At 34.9% G+C, this 19,740-nt stretch carries 17 protein-coding genes; 11 read left to right on the top strand and 6 right to left on the bottom strand.

Going from position 1 to position 19,740, the window contains the following annotated elements:
* Positions 1-29: 29 nt before the first annotated feature.
* The 4 genes from gmd to XYLOR_RS02395 all read right to left on the bottom strand — a co-directional run bounded on the left by gmd (position 30) and on the right by XYLOR_RS02395 (position 5,188).
* Positions 30-1,115, bottom strand: coding sequence for a GDP-mannose 4,6-dehydratase (gene gmd / locus XYLOR_RS02410; protein ID WP_036876658.1), 1,086 nt, complete (start codon positions 1,113-1,115; stop codon positions 30-32).
* A gap of 23 nt (positions 1,116-1,138) precedes the next feature.
* The gene (locus tag XYLOR_RS02405; protein ID WP_036876656.1) at positions 1,139-2,203 is read right to left on the bottom strand and encodes a mannose-1-phosphate guanylyltransferase; all 1,065 of its coding nucleotides are present in this window, start codon (positions 2,201-2,203) and stop codon (positions 1,139-1,141) included.
* Positions 2,204-2,334: 131 nt separating this feature from the next.
* On the bottom strand, positions 2,335-3,651 hold the full coding sequence (gene xylA / locus XYLOR_RS02400) for a xylose isomerase (protein WP_036876645.1): 1,317 nt from the start codon (positions 3,649-3,651) through the stop codon (positions 2,335-2,337).
* Between the two features lie 37 nt (positions 3,652-3,688).
* Complete coding sequence (locus tag XYLOR_RS02395; protein WP_036876644.1) at positions 3,689-5,188, bottom strand: xylulokinase; 1,500 nt, start codon at positions 5,186-5,188, stop codon at positions 3,689-3,691.
* Between the two features lie 276 nt (positions 5,189-5,464).
* Between XYLOR_RS02395 and XYLOR_RS02390 the strand changes: the two genes are divergently transcribed.
* The 10 genes from XYLOR_RS02390 to XYLOR_RS02345 are packed head-to-tail and all read left to right on the top strand — an operon-like array spanning position 5,465 to position 16,745.
* The gene (locus XYLOR_RS02390) at positions 5,465-5,830 is read left to right on the top strand and encodes a response regulator transcription factor (protein WP_036876642.1); all 366 of its coding nucleotides are present in this window, start codon (positions 5,465-5,467) and stop codon (positions 5,828-5,830) included.
* Between the two features lie 11 nt (positions 5,831-5,841).
* Complete coding sequence (locus XYLOR_RS02385; protein ID WP_036876641.1) at positions 5,842-7,035, top strand: sugar transferase; 1,194 nt, start codon at positions 5,842-5,844, stop codon at positions 7,033-7,035.
* A gap of 19 nt (positions 7,036-7,054) precedes the next feature.
* Positions 7,055-8,011, top strand: a complete 957-nt coding sequence (locus XYLOR_RS02380; RefSeq protein WP_036876639.1) for a TolC family protein — start codon at positions 7,055-7,057, stop codon at positions 8,009-8,011.
* A gap of 12 nt (positions 8,012-8,023) precedes the next feature.
* Positions 8,024-10,201, top strand: a complete 2,178-nt coding sequence (locus XYLOR_RS02375) for a GumC domain-containing protein (protein WP_036876637.1) — start codon at positions 8,024-8,026, stop codon at positions 10,199-10,201.
* Positions 10,202-10,212: 11 nt separating this feature from the next.
* Positions 10,213-11,733 (top strand): O-antigen ligase family protein, encoded by a 1,521-nt coding sequence (locus XYLOR_RS02370; RefSeq protein WP_036876634.1) that lies wholly within the window; start codon positions 10,213-10,215, stop codon positions 11,731-11,733.
* Positions 11,734-11,776: 43 nt separating this feature from the next.
* A complete protein-coding gene (locus tag XYLOR_RS02365; RefSeq protein WP_084608633.1) occupies positions 11,777-12,598 on the top strand; it encodes a glycosyltransferase family 2 protein in 822 nt (273 codons plus the stop codon).
* On the top strand, positions 12,595-13,785 hold the full coding sequence (locus XYLOR_RS02360) for a glycosyltransferase family 2 protein (protein ID WP_036876628.1): 1,191 nt from the start codon (positions 12,595-12,597) through the stop codon (positions 13,783-13,785). Before XYLOR_RS02365 ends, XYLOR_RS02360 begins: the two co-directional genes overlap by 4 nt.
* Complete coding sequence (locus XYLOR_RS02355; protein ID WP_036876626.1) at positions 13,782-14,945, top strand: glycosyltransferase family 2 protein; 1,164 nt, start codon at positions 13,782-13,784, stop codon at positions 14,943-14,945. The genes XYLOR_RS02360 and XYLOR_RS02355 overlap by 4 nt, the downstream gene beginning before the upstream one ends.
* Before the next feature lie 59 nt (positions 14,946-15,004).
* Positions 15,005-15,796, top strand: coding sequence for a glycosyltransferase family 2 protein (locus tag XYLOR_RS02350; RefSeq protein WP_036876624.1), 792 nt, complete (start codon positions 15,005-15,007; stop codon positions 15,794-15,796).
* 4 nt (positions 15,797-15,800) lie between these two features.
* Entirely contained in the window at positions 15,801-16,745 is a 945-nt protein-coding gene (locus XYLOR_RS02345) for a glycosyltransferase family 2 protein (protein ID WP_036876621.1), read from the top strand.
* 16 nt (positions 16,746-16,761) lie between these two features.
* On the opposite strand, the gene XYLOR_RS13215 is transcribed toward XYLOR_RS02345, so the two are convergent.
* Together XYLOR_RS13215 and XYLOR_RS02335 are read right to left on the bottom strand one after the other, a co-directional pair.
* Positions 16,762-17,598, bottom strand: coding sequence for a glycosyltransferase (locus XYLOR_RS13215; RefSeq protein ID WP_245601935.1), 837 nt, complete (start codon positions 17,596-17,598; stop codon positions 16,762-16,764).
* Positions 17,599-17,696: 98 nt separating this feature from the next.
* Positions 17,697-18,530: a DUF4422 domain-containing protein gene (locus XYLOR_RS02335; RefSeq protein ID WP_036876618.1), complete on the bottom strand. Its 834-nt coding sequence runs from the start codon at positions 18,528-18,530 to the stop codon at positions 17,697-17,699.
* 277 nt (positions 18,531-18,807) lie between these two features.
* On the opposite strand from XYLOR_RS02335, the gene XYLOR_RS02330 reads away from it, so the two are divergent.
* Positions 18,808-19,734: a DUF6492 family protein gene (locus tag XYLOR_RS02330; protein ID WP_051508825.1), complete on the top strand. Its 927-nt coding sequence runs from the start codon at positions 18,808-18,810 to the stop codon at positions 19,732-19,734.
* Positions 19,735-19,740 lie beyond the last annotated feature (6 nt).

Genomic DNA, 19,740 nt, shown 5'->3' with positions numbered 1-19,740 from the left:
CTGTCCGCCATTCTATAGTTTAAATCAAATTATTCTGGTAATTGAGCCTTAAGGTATAATTTACGCACGAATTTCATATCATGTTCAACCATTATTTTAATCAATTCCGGGAATGTTGTCTTCGTTGGATTCCAACCCAAAGTTGTTCTCGCTTTGGTCGGATCACCAAGTAACTGTTCTACCTCACAAGGACGGAAGTATTTTGGATCAACCTCTACCAGGACATTGCCTGTTTTCACATCAATACCCTTCTCTTCTGCGCCTTTACCTTCCCAACGCAAATCTATTCCGGCTTCTTTGAATGCAAGTGTGCAGAATTCTCTTACTGTATGCATCTCACCTGTTGCGATAACGAAATCATCAGGTCTTTCCTGTTGCAGTATAAGCCACATGCACTCCACATAATCCTTGGCATAGCCCCAGTCTCTACGTGCATCCATATTACCTAGATACAATTTATCCTGATAGCCCTGAGATATACGACAGGCTGCCAATGTTATTTTGCGAGTCACAAAGTTTTCACCACGGCGCTCACTCTCATGATTGAATAATATACCATTACAACAGTACATATCATAACTCTCACGATAGTTCTTCATTATCCAATAACCATAAAGTTTTGCTACTGAATAAGGACTACGGGGATAGAATGGAGTTGTCTCCTTCTGGGGTACTTCCTGCACCTTACCAAATAGTTCTGACGTAGAAGCCTGATATATACGGCAGCATTTATCCAAACCGCAAATACGGACAGCCTCTAGCAGACGTAAAACACCTACCGCATCTGCTTCCGCACTATATTCAGGGACATCAAAAGATACTTTTACATGACTCTGTGCTGCTAGATTATATATTTCAGTAGGTTTTATCTCACTTATTATTCTTACCAATGAAGAAGAATCAGTCATATCACCCCAATGGAGATTTACCAAACGGGTCTTTTTCATATCACGCACCCATTCATCTAGATACAGATGCTCTATACGACCTGTATTGAATGAAGAAGAACGACGTAAGACGCCATGTACCTCATAGCCTTTTTCTATCAAAAACTCTGCCAGGTAAGAACCATCCTGTCCGGTAATTCCTGTGATTAGTGCAACTTTTTTATCCATTGTATATATTATCTCTTAAATAATCAAATCTCTGAGAATTGTTTTATTCTCTGCTCGTCACTCAACTTACATATCAGTAACGTATCATCTTTTTCTGCTACGATATAGCCATCAAGCCCTTGAATTACAACCCTTTTTTCTTGCGTGGTATGTATCATGCAATTACGCGTTTCATACAAAGTTATGTTATTACCTATACAACTGTTACCATACAAGTCTTTTTTAGTTTGAGCAAGCAAAGAGCCCCACGTTCCTAAGTCACTCCATCCAAAGTCAGCCGGGCAAACAAATATTTCTTCAGCCTTCTCCATTATCGCATAGTCTACAGAAATACTATCACAGTCAGGGAAACGCTTATTAATTTCATCTGCCTCCTTATCTGTACCATAAATAGGTAACATAGATTCGAATATTTTAGACATTGCGGGCTCATAAACGCGGAAAGCATTTACTATCGTACTTACGTTCCAAACAAATATACCGGAATTCCAAAAATAATTATTTTTCCTGATATATTGCTGGGCTGTCTCCATATCAGGTTTTTCACGAAAAGAATAAACTCGATAAATTTCCTTATTACGAGGCGAGCTGCTTGTAAGATCTGCCTGAATATATCCATAACCCGTTTCAGGTCTGAAAGGCTTCATGCCAAGCGTTACTATTGCATCTGTCTCTGATGTAAACTGAAGACAGTCTGTGATAACTCGTCTAAATTCCACTGGATTGGTTACAATATGATCACTAGGAGTAACAACGATATTAGCTTTTGGATCAGTAGCCTTGATTTTCCAACTTACATAACAGATACAAGGAGCAGTATTTCTTCTACATGGTTCGCATAATATATTCGTTTCAGGTATTTCAGGCAACTGTTCCTTAACTATATTCATATAATCTATATTTGTGACCACCCATATGTTTTTGGCATCACAAATACCTTCGAAACGATCTACAGTTAATTGTAACAAAGTTTTTCCACATCCCAAGACATCAATAAATTGCTTTGGATGTTCCACGGTACTCATTGGCCAGAAACGACTGCCAACACCGCCTGCCATAATAACTACATGATTGTTAATTCGAGCCATTTTATATTTCTATTATATATAGTAAGTGGCAAAATTATAAAAAAAAAACAAGAAACTTGTACAAAAATTAAAAAAAATGCCAAACGCAGTAAAATAACTACGTTTGGCAATATTTTGAGATTAAAGTAAAATTACTTACAATACATATTTACAATAGCCTCATACAATTCCTGCTTTCCACTGGTCTGTTTAGGCTCACCATTCTTCTTAGCATAAGCTACTAAATCCTCTATAGTCATTTTGCCATCCTCGAATTTTTTACCTTCTCCACCATCAAATGAAGAATAACGCTCCTTAACCATATTCTGCAAAGGAGAATTCTCGAGTAGATCAGCAGCATTTTCAAGAGCACGTGCCATAGCATCCATTCCACTTATATGAGCGATAAATATATCCTCAGGATCAGTAGAATTACGACGAAGTTTAGCATCGAAATTGCTACCACCATTGCCAAGACCACCATTACGGATAATCTGAATCATAGCCTGAATTAACTCCCAATTATCAATAGGGAACTGGTCTGTATCCCAACCATTCTGATAATCACCACGGTTAGCATCGATACTTCCAAGCATTCCATTATCAACAGCAACAGCCAATTCATGATCAAATGTATGATGAGCCAATGTAGCATGATTTACCTCAATATTAACCTTGAAGTCCTTATCAAGACCATTAGCACGCAAGAAACCGATAACAGTCTCTACATCTACATCATACTGATGCTTTGTTGGTTCCATTGGTTTTGGCTCAATCAGGAATGTTCCCTTAAAGCCTTTAGCACGAGCATAGTCGCGTGCAGCTGTCAACATCTTAGCCAAGTGATCCTTCTCACGCTGCATTTGAGTGTTTAGAAGACTCATATAACCTTCACGTCCACCCCAGAATACATAATTAGTACCACCTAATTTTATTGTTGCGTCGATAGCATTTTTGATCTGAACAGCAGCACGAGCCACAACATCAAAATCAGGATTTGTAGCAGCACCATTCATATAACGCTTGTGACTGAATACATTAGCAGTACCCCATAGAAGCTTAATATCTGTTCCTTTCATCTTTTCCTGAGCATAGTCAGTAACAGCCTTAAGGTTAGCCTCATATTTAGCGATATCATCATCCGGATCAACAAGATCTACATCATGGAAACAGAAATACTGTATGCCCAATTTCTTCATTATTTCGAAACCAGCATCCATTTTGTCCTTTGCACGCTGAACTGCATCTTCTGAATCATCCCATGCATAAATACGTGTACCGCCACCAAATTGGTCACCACTTGCCTGTCCCAGTGTATGCCACCAAGCCATAGCGAACTTCAGCCAATCTTTCATTTTTTTACCCATAATAACTTTTTCAGCATCATAATAATGATAAGCCATTGGGTTTTTACTTTCTTTACCTTCGAATTTGATTTTTCCTACTTGTGGAAAATACTCTTTTGCCATAGTTATAAATTTTAAATTGGTTACTAAATCTTATGTTTTAATTATTTATTTTCTGTATTAACTGTTCCTTCCATTCGGCATAAGCATGCAGATATTCTGTACGATGTTTTTCATCGGGTTCAATTACTTGCAACTTCTCCAGAGTAGCGAAAGCCTCATCATGATCCTTATATATTCCGGCACCTATACCAGCTCCTTTAGCTGCACCTACGCTACCATCTGTATCATATAGCTCGATGGTCGCGCCTGATACGCCAGCAAGAGTATCCCTGAATACATCACTCAAAAACATATTTGCTTTTCCTGCATGTATTTTATGGATATCCATGCCCATTTGTTGCATTATTTCCATTCCATAACAGAAACTAAAAACGATACCCTCTTGAGCTGCTCTCATCAGATGAGCCTTACCATGTTTATTAAAGTTAACTCCATTTATAGAGCATCCTATTTCACGATTTTCCAATACACGCTCTGCACCATTTCCAAAAGGAATTGCAACAACTCCTTCAGAACCAATTGGCACATCAGCAATCATCTTGTTCATTTCAGCATAACTGATTCCTTCAGGAGCAACATTTCTGCGTATCCATGCATTAAGGATTCCCGTACCATTGATGCACAAAAGCACTCCTAAACGAGTCTGTTCCTTACTATAATTCACATGAGCGAATGTATTTACTCTACTCTTCTTATCATAGTTTACATCACCAAGCACACCATATACAACTCCTGATGTACCGGCTGTTGATGCAATCTCTCCCGGATTGAATACATTAAGAGATACTGCATTATTCGGCTGGTCTCCAGCACGATAAGAGATCGGGGTTCCCTCTTTCAGACCGAGCTCCTTAGCCGCAGAAGCAGATACTTCACTCTGAACACTAAATGTATCAACAATATTAGGTACCAGAGAAGAGTCGAATCCATAATATTTCATCAAGAAATCTGCTACGCGACCCTCTTTAAAGTCCCAAAACATACCCTCACTAAGTCCACCTATTGTTGTATTTATTTCACCGCTCATCTTCATTGCGATATAATCGCCGGGAAGCATGAACTTATCAATTTTAGCGAATTTATCCGGTTCGTTTTCCTTAACCCACGCAAGTTTGGCTGCAGTAAAGTTACCGGGAGAGTTCAGCAAATGCTGAAGACATTGTTCCTGCCCTATTTCACGGAAAGCTCTTTCTCCATAAGGTACTGCACGAGAATCGCACCATATAATAGAAGGGCGCAAAACATTTTGGTCTTTATCAACGCAAACCAATCCATGCATCTGATAAGAAATACCAATAGCCTTTATATCATCAGCCTTAGCGCCAGTTTCATCCATACACTTAGCCAGAGCCAACTTAAAGTTGTCCCACCACATTTGCGGATCCTGTTCAGCCCATCCAGCCTTTACAGCAGTAATAGGAGCCTCCCTGTCTGGAAAGAAAGCAGAAGCCGCACATTTACCAGTGTCCGCATTTACTAATGATGCTTTGACAGACGAGCTGCCTACATCAATACCCAATAAAAATCTGTTATTCATAATTAGATAAATTTCAAATGTCTATATATAAATACGAACGTCTTTCGTTTTCCCCTAATTTTTATTTCATTTTATTTCAAAAGACATATCACTTAAATACAAACTTACGCAAAAATACATCATAAAGTCGAATTCAGTATAGAATCGAACTTTATTTTCATAAAAACCACATTTTTTTTACATTATTAGTGTTTCTATTAATGAATTTTTGTTACCTTTGCCACAAAAGTTAATTCTATAACATGTAATCCTTATATTAACAGCTGAAAATATACGATGAAGAAGAAAATATTAATATTAGACGACAAAGAAACCATAGCCAAAGTTCTATCAATATATTTGATGAGTGACTATGATGTTGTATGGTTGCCAGATGGCATACAAGGTGTAAAATGGCTTCAAGCCGGTAATACCCCGGACCTTATTATATCAGATATAAGGATGCCTGGAATGCGTGGAGATGACTTTTTGGAATGGATTAAACAGAACGAGCTTTTCCGCCACATACCGGTAATTATGCTTAGCAGTGAAGACAGTACAAGTGAACGTATCCGCCTGCTCGAAATTGGAGCTGAAGATTATATTGTAAAACCATTTAATCCTATTGAGCTCAAAATAAGAGTAAAGAAAATAATTCAGTAAAACGACAGATTATGATTGGAATAGTCTATTTAGGGAAGAATCTTAAGACACAGGAACGTCTAAAGTATATTCCTGGGCACACAGTCAAATTTACATCTACATACAAGGATGCTGCTGAAGTGTGCACTACCAATCTTACAGACGAGCATTTTATTGTTTTTTATGAGCGTAGCGTACGCAATGAAGACCTTACAGCAATTACTTATTTACACAAGAAGTTTGAGAATTTATATATAATTCTTATTACAGGTCCACTAAGTAGTCAAGACAGACTTATTTATCAGAATTGCGGTATCAACGACACCCTTGATGTAGATGCCACAATTACAGAATTCAACAAGAAGATATGTTTCATCGCTGACCGGGAAGAAATTTTATTTAAGAAACAAACTCTGAAGAACCGTATTTTACGTTTTCATATTCCCATTTGGAAACGTTCTTTTGACATTGCATTCTCTTTATTGGCAATAATAATTTTGTCTCCGGTATTTATTTTTACCATCATAGCTATCAAACTAGAGAGTCGCGGTCCAATACTTTTCAAGTCGAAGAGAGTCGGTTCCAACTATAAAGTTTTCGATTTTCTTAAATTCCGTAGCATGTATCTAGATTCAGACAAACATCTTAAAGAACTTAAGGACGAGAATCAATACATTTCTTCTGAAACTTCACCACAAAAGGCAGGTGCACCATTAGGAGAAGAAGCGGAAAAAGCACAGATTGAAAGTGGCATTCCAACAGACCTTATGATAAGTGATGACGAAGTAATGCTCGTTGGCGACGACTTTGTAATATCAGAGAACGATTTCAATAAGCAAAAAAGCAATGATATTAACAATGCTTTTGTGAAGATAGAAAACGACCCACGTGTAACCAAAGTAGGTCGATTTATACGAAAATTCAGCATCGACGAACTTCCACAGCTTTTCAACATACTTCGCGGAGATATGTCTATTGTGGGCAATCGTCCACTACCACTTTACGAGGCTGAAAAATTAACAGCAGATGAATACATAGACCGATTTATTGCTCCAGCCGGTCTTACCGGTTTATGGCAGGTAGAGCGCAGAGGCAATGGTGGTAAGATGTCAGCTGAAGAACGCAAACAATTAGATATTAAATATGGACGCACGTATAGTTTTTCATTAGACTTAAAGATAATATTTAAAACACTTACTGCGTTTATACAGAAAGACGACGTATAATACAGATACATTAATTGATATGAAAAAGAAACTAATAATCACCTTACTTATAACCTGCATTTCATCTAATATAATAGCCCAGTCATACAACGATAGTGGCATAAGTGCAGGCTTTTTTGATTCAAGCAATGGCAACGGGAATATTAATTTTTCCAATTTTCACCTTCCACCATTGTCTGTTTTATTCGAAAATGCAAAACAGAATCCACAGATACTATCTTTGGCTAAAGCAGAAGAGATAGCAAGGGCCGAAGTGTCAAAACAAAAGAAGCATATATTTTCATACATTAACGGGCATGCAAGTTACAGCTATGGAATGACTGACATGTGGGGAAACAATTCAACTACATACAATCCAATTGTATATCAATATCAAGGTAGCCGACAGAGTTATTGGAATTTAGGAGCCAGCCTCAATATTCCGGTAGATGATATCCTTGATCTTGGCCAGTCTGTAAGACGTAAAAGATTAGCAGCCGAACAAGCTGAATATCAGAAAGATATAATATTCGATAATCTTAAGTTGCAAATAGCAACATTATACGTTAAAATAACGAATGACCTTGTTACATTAAAATCTGCGAGCGAGAGTGCTGCTACATACCAAGGAGCAGGAGCTTTAAACAAAGAAGATTTTCATAATGGTAACATGGATATATCAGCATTTGCTCAAACCAAAGAAAGAGAAGCCAGCGCAGTAGCACAATACCAGAATATGCAGACTCAGATTACAACAGATATCATAACACTTGAAATTCTCACCCATACACCTATTCTGACTAATTCAACAACAGATGTTACTATTGATAGTTTCAAAGATAGAGATACCAAAAGTATCCAGCAAAAACAAGTAAAAACAGAAAAGAGAGAACTTAATCAACGCATAAGAGAAGACAAAAAAGCAGAAAAGGCCATAGACGAAAAAGAGAAAAAGGCTACAGAAAAAGCTTTAAAGGACAATAAGAAAAACAATTAAGAATAAAGAAATATGGATATATTTAGATATGTAGTTCGATTACTTTACCGCATACGCTGGTATTTACTCATATTACCAATGATAGCACTTATAGTTGCGTGGTTTTACACACGCGATATGGATCGACAATATGATGTATCTACAACAGTATATACAGGTATGATCACAGGTTATAATATAGAAGGTGGAACCGGAATTACCGGTGGGGATCCACAGACTAATATTAAGAACCTAATGCTCATTATTACGACTAACAGTACAATACAGGAAGTATCTCTTCGCCTTTTTGGCCGTTGCATGATGTATGGAAATCCTAACAAGGACAACAATTATATCAGTGCCGAACATTTCAGAGAACTTAATGCTACAGTTCCGGCAGAAGTAAAAGCATTGATTAATCACAACAGTGAGGCTGCTACTTATGCTAATTTAAAGGCTTATGAGAAACCATTACCTGATAATTATTTATATGGTGTTCTTAATTATCACCCTTGGTTTGGTATTAACAACATTACAGCCAAACTAAAAGTCACTCAATTAGATCAAAGTGATATTATTAATATTGGCTATACTGCTAATGACGCAGGTATCGCTTACAATACTGTAGATATACTTAACGATGCATTTTCTAAACAGTATCAAGATATACGTTTCGGAGAAACTAACAAGGTAATTAAGTTTTTCGAACGCGAAGTAGCACGTTTATATAGAATACTATGCGGTTCAGAAGATGATCTGATCAAATATAATGTGTCAAAACGAATTATAAACTACGGCGAGCAGACTAAGCAGATTGCAGGCCTAGATGCAACCCAACAGACATCCGACAACCAACAGCTAATGGATTACACAACAACAAAGTCTTTAATGGATTATCTGGAAAGGCAATTAGGCAATCGCGCAAAAATTATCCGCTCCAACAGACTGTTTACAGACAGAGTCAATGAAATATCTAAGCTTCAGTCACGTATTTCTAATCTCCGACTTATGAGCAGCGAAGGTGGTAGCAGTAATGGTGAGGCACAACAAGAATTGGCAAAAGCACAGAACCAGCTTCAAAACACAACAAATAACGTGAGAAATCTCACAAAAGACATAGAAGCATCATCATACAATACAGAAACAGGTGTCAAAGCTAATACGATGATTGACAAATGGCTCGAACAAGTACTCCTGCTACAGAAGACAAAAGCAGAAATGTCAGCTCAAGACATTATGCGCGGAAAACTAGACCGCCAGTTCCTCTACTTTGCACCAATTGGAGCGACCTTAGCAAGAAAAGACAGACATATTGGTTTTGTAGAAAGCAACTATATGGCAATGCTTAACGCACTGAATGCAGCCCGTCTACGTCAACGAAATCTGCAAATGACGACAGCTACACTTCGTGTACTTAATCCACCATTGTTTCCTCTTAACGCAGAGCCAACTAATCGTATTATGATTTTGCTTGCTTCATACTTGCTCACATTACTTCTTGTAACAGTTTACTTCTTGACTATAGAAATACTTGATCGTACTCTACGCGACCGTATGCGTTCAGAACATATTACAAAGATACCTGTGCTTGGGTGCTTTCCAAAAGAGAGTAACCTTCGTTACCGTCGTTTCAATAAGACTATAAGCGATATGGCCCTACGTCATCTCAGTAAGACTATACTGCCCCACTTCAATACCGGTCAGCAGAATGTCATCAATTTGCTTTCAACAGATGCGAGCAATGGTAAAAGCTATCTTGCATCCGAACTTGAGAACTATTGGATTTCTATTGGTTTGCAGGTACGTCGCCTTACATACGACGAAGATTTCCTTGCAGAAGATAGCAAATATATTATGGCAAAGAGCATTAGAGACCTTTGTCCCGACATACTAGAAAACGAAATTGCGATTGTCGAGTATCCGAATCTCAACGACCATTCTATATCCACAGCATTACTCAATATCGGTACGGTCAATCTTATTGTCACACGTGCCAACCGCACATGGAAAGATGTTGACCAGAAAGCGCTTAAAGAAATTGAATCGCAGTTGACAGATCAGAACACCTTATATATGTATCTTACAGAAGCAAGTCGTTACGCTGTTGAAGAATATGTTGGTCAATTGCCACCATATTCAAGACTGAATAATTTTGCTTATAGAATATCTCAGATGGGACTTACTGCTACAGAAAATAGTCACACTTTGTAAATGCAGCATAAATGAATAAGGTCAATATAGTCGTGCAATACATAAAAGATAACGGAGGAAGAGCTGCAGTGCTCTTTCTCCTTTTCTTGATTGCACTGTACGAGCTATATTCAGGCGGGCTAAATTCATTTGCAATCATATGCACTCTCCCACTTATACCTATATTTGTATATGTCGGTATCAAAAATAAGATGACTATCTTCTGGACACTGTTTGTATTCAACTATTTTGTAATGTATCTTAATAAGATTGGGTATATGCCAATCCCTTCATCAATACCAAACGAAATTTTCGAGATACTTCTTATAGTGATTGCGTTAATTGATGCCAAAGACTTGCACATAAGCAACTTGAATAATGTTATGCTGCTTGCACTAATAGTATGGGGTGGCTTCTGCTGCATTGAGATATTTAACGACACATGTGGATTAGGTATTAATATTGGTGCATGGTATACAGGCGCAAGACTTATGGCATTCCAACTGCTTTATGCCTTTATAATATGTTCTCTGTATATATCCACACCCGAAAAAATCATAAAGTTTTTGCGTGTGTTCGCTATACTTTCAATATTTGCGGCATTTTGGGCCTGGAAACAAAAGACGTTTGGATTTACTACAGCTGAAAAGGCATGGCTTTGGGGATATGCAGCACGTACTCATGTCGTAAACGGTATTATAAGATATTTCTCAGTATTTAGTGACGCTGCCAATTTTGGTTGCAACATGGCATCATCTGCAGTAGCATTTTATATAGTAGGTATAACATCCCGTATAAAAAAAGACAAGATATTCTTTATTATAGCAGGAGCAGCATGCACATGGGCGATGTTCGCTTCAGGAACCCGTACAGCTATATTCTGTATGATAATAGGATTCCTTGTATTTATCTTTCTGTCAAAGTCAGTAAAAATTGCGTTACCTGTAACCATAGTATTCGGAGTCTTTTTATTCATATTAGCATTTACTACAATAGGAGGCAGTAACAGCATGATACGAAGGATGAGGTCCGCCTTCAACAGAGATGATGCGTCAAAAAGCGTCAGAGACATAAATAAAGAGTCAATGGCAAAATACGTTAAAGACGCACCTTGGGGAATGGGCATTGGTATCTTTACCGAGAACGTGCCACCATTCAATAAATATAAGATATTATCTCAGACTCCACCAGATTCCGAATACGTGTTTATCTGGGTGCATACAGGTCAGATAGGAATAACCGTTTTTGTAATAACGACTATACTCATGTTTATGGGAGGTTGTTGGACTGTCTTTTTCAGAATAAATAATTCCTCATTACGTGGAATAGGTGCTGCTTTCTGCTGTGCATTTGCAGCAATACATATAGGTGGATATGGCAACCAGATACTTATGCAGTTTCCTAATGTGCTTATCTTTTATGGAGGTCTTAGCATCGTATACATACTACCGTCAATTGAGAAAGATTATCAGATATTTGAAGATAAAAGATTAAAGGTTCAAACTGAAATAAAAGAAGAAAAGGCAAGAAAGAAACGTGAATCAAGAGTATGACATATCAATAATAACTGTCAATTATAATGGTATTAAAGATACCATGGAGCTAATTGATTCAATCCCTTTTGATGAATATTCATTAGAAGTGATTGTAGTGGATAATGCATCATCTCAAGACGAAGCCTCTATTATAGAAAACAAATATCCTAAAGTAAAAGTTCTTCGCAGTAAAATAAACCTTGGTTTTGCCGGTGGCAACAACCTTGGTATCAAAGCAGCAAAAGCTAAGTACATATTTTTTGTTAATAACGATACCTACTTCAAAGATTTCAATATAAATGCACTTATTCTAAGATTACAATCATCCACAGACATTGGTGTAGCTTGTCCTAAGATTCGCTTCTCTGATAATGGGCAGCACATACAATACGCAGGGTATACCAAATTATCCGAAATAACAATACGCAACAAGTCTATAGGATATGATGAACCTGATAATGGTCAGTACGATATTGCCCACCCTACTTATTATGCTCACGGAGCAGCTATGATGGTAAAACGTGAAGTGATTGAACATATAGGTATGATGCCTGAAGAATTTTTCCTGTATTACGAAGAAATAGACTGGTCTATCAGAATTAGGAATGCTGGATACAAAATTTGGTACGAACCTGCATGTACAATATTCCATAAAGAAAGTAAATCCACAGGCCGTAACAGTCCTACACGTGCATACTATCTTACACACAACAGATTCTTACTGGTAAAACGCAACTATAAAGGAATTAATAAATTCATATCATATTTATATCTCATTATAGCATCTTCGACAGATAGTCTTCTTAATTTAATTAGAGGTCATAATGACCTTTCCAAATCCATTATGAGCGGAATAATAACATTTCTAAAAATAGGATCATGAATATTTCATTTTGGATAATACTATATATTATTGATGCTATGCTATTCATTCCCGTAGCACTGACCACCATATACATGTTGGTTTTTGCAGCTGCATCACTCATCCGACATCGAAATATTATACCAAAGGCTAAACATCAGAATCGCTTTGTTATACTAATCCCCGCATATCGTGCTGATAAAACAATCATACAAACCGTCCTTTCTGTATTAGGACAGAGCTATCCACAGCGTCTGTTTGATGTCACTGTAATATCAGACCATGAAGACGAAATGACGAATTTTCGTCTCGCTCAACTCCCAATAACCCTAGCAGTACCAAATTTCGAAATCAGTACTAAGGCGAAATCACTGCAGTTTGCGATGAAGAATCTCCCTGAATTTAAGATATACGATGCTGTTCTTATCCTTGATGCGGATAATGTAGTTGCTCCTGAGTTTCTTGAAGCCGTAAACGATGCTTACGAAACTGCTGGTACAAAAGCTATTCAGTTGCACAGAGTTTCAAAGAACAGGGACACAGCAGCAGCACGTTTGGATGCGATCTTCGAAGAGATCAATAACTCTGTGTTCCGTCTTGGGCATATCAGTCTGGGAATTTCGTCAGCCACTATGGGTTCCGGAATAGTCTTTGATTTTAACTGGTTCCACGATAATGTTACCCAACTGAAGACTGCAGCAGAAGATAAGGAAATAGAAGCACTCTTGATGCAACAACATATCTTTGTAGACTATTTCAATGATATATACGTCTATGATGAAAAGACAAGGACAACCAAGGATTTTAACAGGCAGCGGAGCAGATTTATATCCACGCAATTTACCACAGCAATTAAAAACATGCGCTTCTTTATACCGGCCATGTTTTCAAAACGATATGATTATGCTGATAAGATATTGCAATGGATGCTTATTCCACGTACAGTTCTTATAGCCATCATCGTCATGATGAGTTTAATTCTTCCATTCATATATATGACCCTAGCTATAAAGTGGTGGATTACATTTGCTGTAATTATTTTTGCCTTTGCACTTGCCACTCCCGACTATCTTATTGATAAGAACTTTGACAAGTCGTTTCTAAAGGCACCATTCTTAATCGTATTGGGACTTATTAATTTGCTACCATTTTCTGGTTGGAAAAACAAATTTGTAAATAAGAATACAAAAAACAACTATCGCAGATGATATGGCAACTTATACATATAATAGACATTATGTTATGGATATTCATAGCAATTTCTGTCATGTATGTATTTTTCTTCTCTATGGTATCTCTTTTCCACAAAAGAAAGAAAAGAATCATCATAAAACAGGTAACCAAACTCAATAAATTTCTAATTCTTTTTCCTGCATACAATGAAGACAGGGTTATTACAAAATCTATTATATCATTTCTTGATCAGAATTATCCTTCAGATAAATACGATGTCCTAGTAGTTTCTGATCACAATAAAGCTGATACAGACGAAGCCTTAAGAGAATTATCAATAAAACTTGTTATTGCTGATTATCATAATAGTTCAAAAGCCAAAGCTATGAAACTAGCTATTCGTACAATAAAAGAAAACTATGATTATATAGTTATCCTTGATGCCGATGATGTGGTAAAGCACAACTTTCTTCATAGCCTCAACAATGCATGTGCAGATGGCAACAGAGCATTTCAATGCCATCGCTGCGCCAAGAATTCGGATACAGACATTGCTGTATTGGATGGGACAAGTGAAGAAATCAACAATACCATTTTTCGAAAGGCACACAATATTATTGGTCTATCATCCGCGCTCATAGGTTCTGGTATGTGCATTGATTTCGATTGGTTCAAAAACAATGTCGAAAAACTATCAACATCAGGAGAAGACCGTGAATTAGAAGCAATGCTTCTAAAAGATGGCATCTATATTCATTATCTTGAACGCATTCCTGTATTTGATGAAAAGGTCTGTGATTCTAAGAACTTCCAAAACCAACGTCTTCGTTGGATGACTGCTCAGATTCAATGCTTGCTACAAATGCTTCCTTATATCCCAAAGGCAATTCTTAAAGGCAATATAGATTATATAGACAAAACCATCCAGCAGATTCTTATCCCAAGAGTATTTTTAATCATATTACCACTAATTATAGCAATCATACATACCATATTCGTACCATGCTGGAGCATAAAGTGGTGGTGCTTGTTTATCATACTATGCATATCCTTGTATATTGCTATACCATTTAAACTACGTCACCATGTATTCTCCCAAAAGATTATCCATATACCATCACTCTTCATGCGCATGTTCCTCAATATATTCCATATAGACACAAAGAATAACGATTTTATCCATACCAAACATTGATATAAGAAAAAAGTATATCGCTCATAAACAATTATAATTACATCAAATTGATTAAGCATATGAAACTATCAATAATAACTATAAATTACAATAATTCCAAAGGTCTGGAGAATACTATAAAAAGTATTATTTCACAAGACTTCAAAGACTATGAATATATCGTAATAGATGGTGGATCTAATGATAGTAGTATTGATATAATTAAAAAGTATTCCGATAAAATTGACTATTGGGTTTCTGAACCGGATAAAGGTATTTATAATGCAATGAACAAAGGGGTAAGTCATGCACATGGTGAATATTCCAATTTTATGAATTCAGGTGACATTTTTTATAACTCAAGTGTTTTGAAAAGCGTCTTCTCTAATCATTATAAGGAAGACATCATAACTGGAGTTACCATAGGGACAGATGAGAATAGCATACGTTTTGATACAGAAAAAGACGTTACATTCCTAACACTTTATCGAAGTACAATCAGCCATCAAGCGTCATTTATTAAGACGGAATTCCTACGTAAATATCCATATAATGAAGAATTAAAAATTGTTTCCGACTGGGAATTCTGGATTAAGACATTAATAGTAAATAATTGTAGCCATGTATTTGACAAGAATATTATAGCAAAAGTTGATACAACAGGCATCAGTGTTACTAATAATGAAGAAAGAGAATCAGAACGCAGAAGTGTACTTATAGATAACATCCCTGCCAGAATTCTTAAAGACTATGAACCATTAAAATATGCGGATGATCAAATGATAAAATATATTGCAAAAATTAGTAAGACCTACAGACTTCATAAAATAACATCATTTTTACTGCGCACTATTTGTAAATTAATAAGATAGTATAATGCTAGTATCTATATTAGTTCCTATTTACAAAGTGGAAAAATATATAGCAAAATGCTTAGATTCCATTTTCCATCAAACATATCCGGAGATAGAATATGTTTTTGTTGATGACTGTTCTCCTGATAAAAGTTTAGCCATATTAAAAAGCTATATTGACAAAAAAAATATTGACAAAAGTAAGATAACGATTATTTCTCATCTTGAGAATAAAGGTATTGCCACTACAAGAAATGATCTATTAGACAATGCCAAAGGTAAATATGTTTTATTCGTAGATAGCGATGATTGGATTGAAGCAGACATGATAGAGCAAATGATTACAGTTGCAGGTGACAGCACAATAGACATTATTGGATGTGACTATACAAAAGACTATGGAAACGAGAGACGTACATTTCACTATGAAAACTACTCAAATGATTGCGAAGAAAATATCTTTAGACTAATAAATTATAATATTGGTCCAACGATGTGGAAAATTTTAGTAAAAAAAGATATTTTCAATAATATAAGATTTAACTCCGATATTGAGATCGGTGAAGATTATATAACTTCAATAAAGCTATATTATTATGCAAAGAAATGTTCTAATATACATAAGTATTTATACCACTATGTACAATATAATACTAATCGCTATTCTAACCAAATATCAAAAAGTATATCAGATCACATCAAGGCTATAACTAGCGTTGAAGACTTTTTGGTATCAGTAGGTTTATATAGTGAAAGATTCCAAAATGAACTAAAACTTAGAAAATTCAATATCAAACGCTATTATCTTTTTCCACCTCTAATAAATTACAAAAAATGGAAAACAACATTCCCCGAATCTGATAGGATGTGGCGTTATATTAATTATTCGAAGAAAGAAAAAATTAAATATTGGCTTTCAGAGAAACACTTATTCTTTATATTGAGATTAATTAGATTCATAAATTGAGATCTTCTAAGTAATTTCATACATCAACAACCTTTTTAAATATGACTTTAAATGCCATTTTAAAAAATCGACGGTAATTAAATCTTAAAGATTGAAGATAATCAATAATTTTCGCATTTAACGATTCTTGTATTAAAGCCCTTTCAAAAAATGTCTTAGAAATGGTATCATTTACACAATATTTATTTACAATAGGGAAATTCCTTTTTAGACACATAAAATGTTCTGGATTATTCATTACTGTACGAATCAATGCTTTATTATTATAAGAAAGTCCTTGACCTTGTATTCTATAAACAGACATTTGTTCATGCATTCCTCTTATATTGCCAACCATAGCACAGCACAAAATTATAAATATATCATAATTTTGTATCCTATTTGCATCTTTTATCCCTGCATAAAAATCCATAGCATCTTTTCTACAAAGTATTGATGCTGTAGGAACAGTCCAGTTAACAAACAAATCATTTGCATCATAATCTTTATCTTGAATATTTTCACAATTTATCCAACTTGTCGTTTGACATTCATACTTCTTATATGCACTGTGAAAACACATTGAATATTTAGGATTCGATTCTAAGAAATCCACTTGCATTTGCAGTTTATAAGGATTCGTCCAGTAATCGTCTCCTTCACAGAAAGCTATATATTTAGCTCTTCTATGTTTAGTGTTCATTAATTCAATTATATGTGGAAGGCCTCCCTTCTTCCATCTATTGTTCTGTTCAATATAAGGTATAATTATATTCGGATTTTTTTTTGCATATTCTTTTATAATGTCACTTGTGCCGTCATTAGAAGCATCATCATGCACAACAACTTCAAAATTAAAGTTAGTTTTCTGCATAAGAAAACCATTTAGTGCATCTTTTATATAATTTACCTGGTTATAAGTAAGACACCATACTACGACTAACGGTCTTATATCATTATTTGAACTACTCATTATAATAATTTATTTACATGATAAACGAAATTATTTCTAAATTTCCACCAATTATATCTCAAATAGCTAGGATTCATTGATGTGTCAAAATCATCTATTGGAACAATAATTGGTACATGTTTTATCCTTAAATGCTTATATTCACAGTATACATTTATTAATCTTTCTGACATATACCCAAATAGTCTGGATTGCACTGGATCAGAAGATATTTTGCAACGTTTTTCAACTTCAAAAAGTATTTTAAATAGCCACTCAGAATATTCATCAAAATAATTCCACTTTGTTATAAACATATTATAATTCGATGAATAATTTCTATGCTCCATGGTTTTTTCGAATGCAGGAATATATTCTGGAGATAACTCTTTAATAACGTCTTTAAGTATAACCCAATCATCAACAATATGAAATACGCCATACTGTGTTGCCATATTGTAAGGATAATTTCTAGTATTGGGAAGAATTATATCATATTTCTTTAAAATCCCTTCTAAATTAGGGAATTTATATGTTTTAGATAAAAAACTATCTGCAGAAATAAAACTCCTGTCAGGGGCAAATTTTAAAAAACGTTTTTCGAAATCAAAATATCGACGATAATGATTTAATCCAACGATTCCAACATTTTTAAGATTTTTCCACACCCAATAATGACAAGTCAATTCACAATAGTTTTTATTCTTTACAGAAATATTATCTCCAGTATTATCTGGTGTATAAGGTAAAATCTCACGTCCAATTCCAGTGCCAGCCTGTATTGGCATAAAAAATTCATGCTGAGGAAGTTCCACCTCCTTATGTGCACATATAAAAACTATAGTTTTTTCCATATAACTTATATTTGATTGTAAAAATACAAAATAAATCTGATATTTTGGTAATACAAAACGAATTAACTATCTTTGTAATCAAAAGATATTAAATATAATAATAAAATATTATGGAAGTATTATCAAAAGGATGTTTGTTGGTATACAAGATTCTCGACTATTGTGACTATTATTTAAATTGACATATAAAATCAAAAAGTAATAAAAAATATGGTAACATTATTTTGTATTAACACGTAAAATTATTATAAGCTATCAATTAATATATCACTTACAAATGAAGTATAACATTATAATACCAGTTGCATTTAAGGACTATTTATTCTTAAGAAAAACGCTGTATTATATAAATATGTTTCTAAATCCTGAACATATATATATAATAACTAACAAAGAAATGAGTTGTTGCTTACCGTCATCAATTAAAAAAAATAAAAAATGTACAATACTTGATGAGGACAACATTGTGCCTTTCATTACCTTTAAAACAATTGATAAGCTATTGCATGTTCACAAATCTCTACATCCAAGAACTGGATGGTATTTACAACAATTTATTAAATTAGGATTTGCACTAAGTAAATATTGTAATACTGATTATTATTTATCATGGGATGCTGATACCTTACCAATAAGACATATTGATTTTTTTGACAAAGATAGCAGGCCATACTTTTCAATGAAAAGTGAATATCACCAACCATATTTTAATACAATAAAAAAGATTCTTAATATTACAAAAGTAAATGAACATTCTTATATATCAGAACACATGATGTTTAATAAATCAATTGTAAAAAACCTTATAGAAAATATAGATAATAATATAATTTTGGGTAATAGTTGGTTTGAAAAAATCATTTTTGCTACAGAACCTAATGAATTATGTCCTTTTTCAGAGTTTGAAACATATGGTAATTTCTGCATGAAATATTATCCAGATTTATATGCAGAACGTCAAATGCCTAGTTTCAGATGTGGCGGATATATTATGGGAAGATTTATAAAAAATAACATCTTAAAAGAACTCTGTATAGATTTATATACCGTATCATTTGAAATGTACCACAAACCACCATTCCCATGGAGTATAGCTTCATGGTTTTATGAAAAATACATTAAAGACATAAAACACACAGAATATTTAATACGTAAAAGAATAAAAACTATAAAATTATTTTTTAAGCCTATAAATAAAAAATAAGAGTGT

The sequence above is a fragment of the Xylanibacter oryzae DSM 17970 genome (genome assembly GCF_000585355.1).
In the GTDB taxonomy this organism is placed as follows: Bacteria; Bacteroidota; Bacteroidia; order Bacteroidales; family Bacteroidaceae; genus Prevotella; species Prevotella oryzae.
This window is presented reverse-complemented; position numbering and strand designations above follow the sequence as displayed.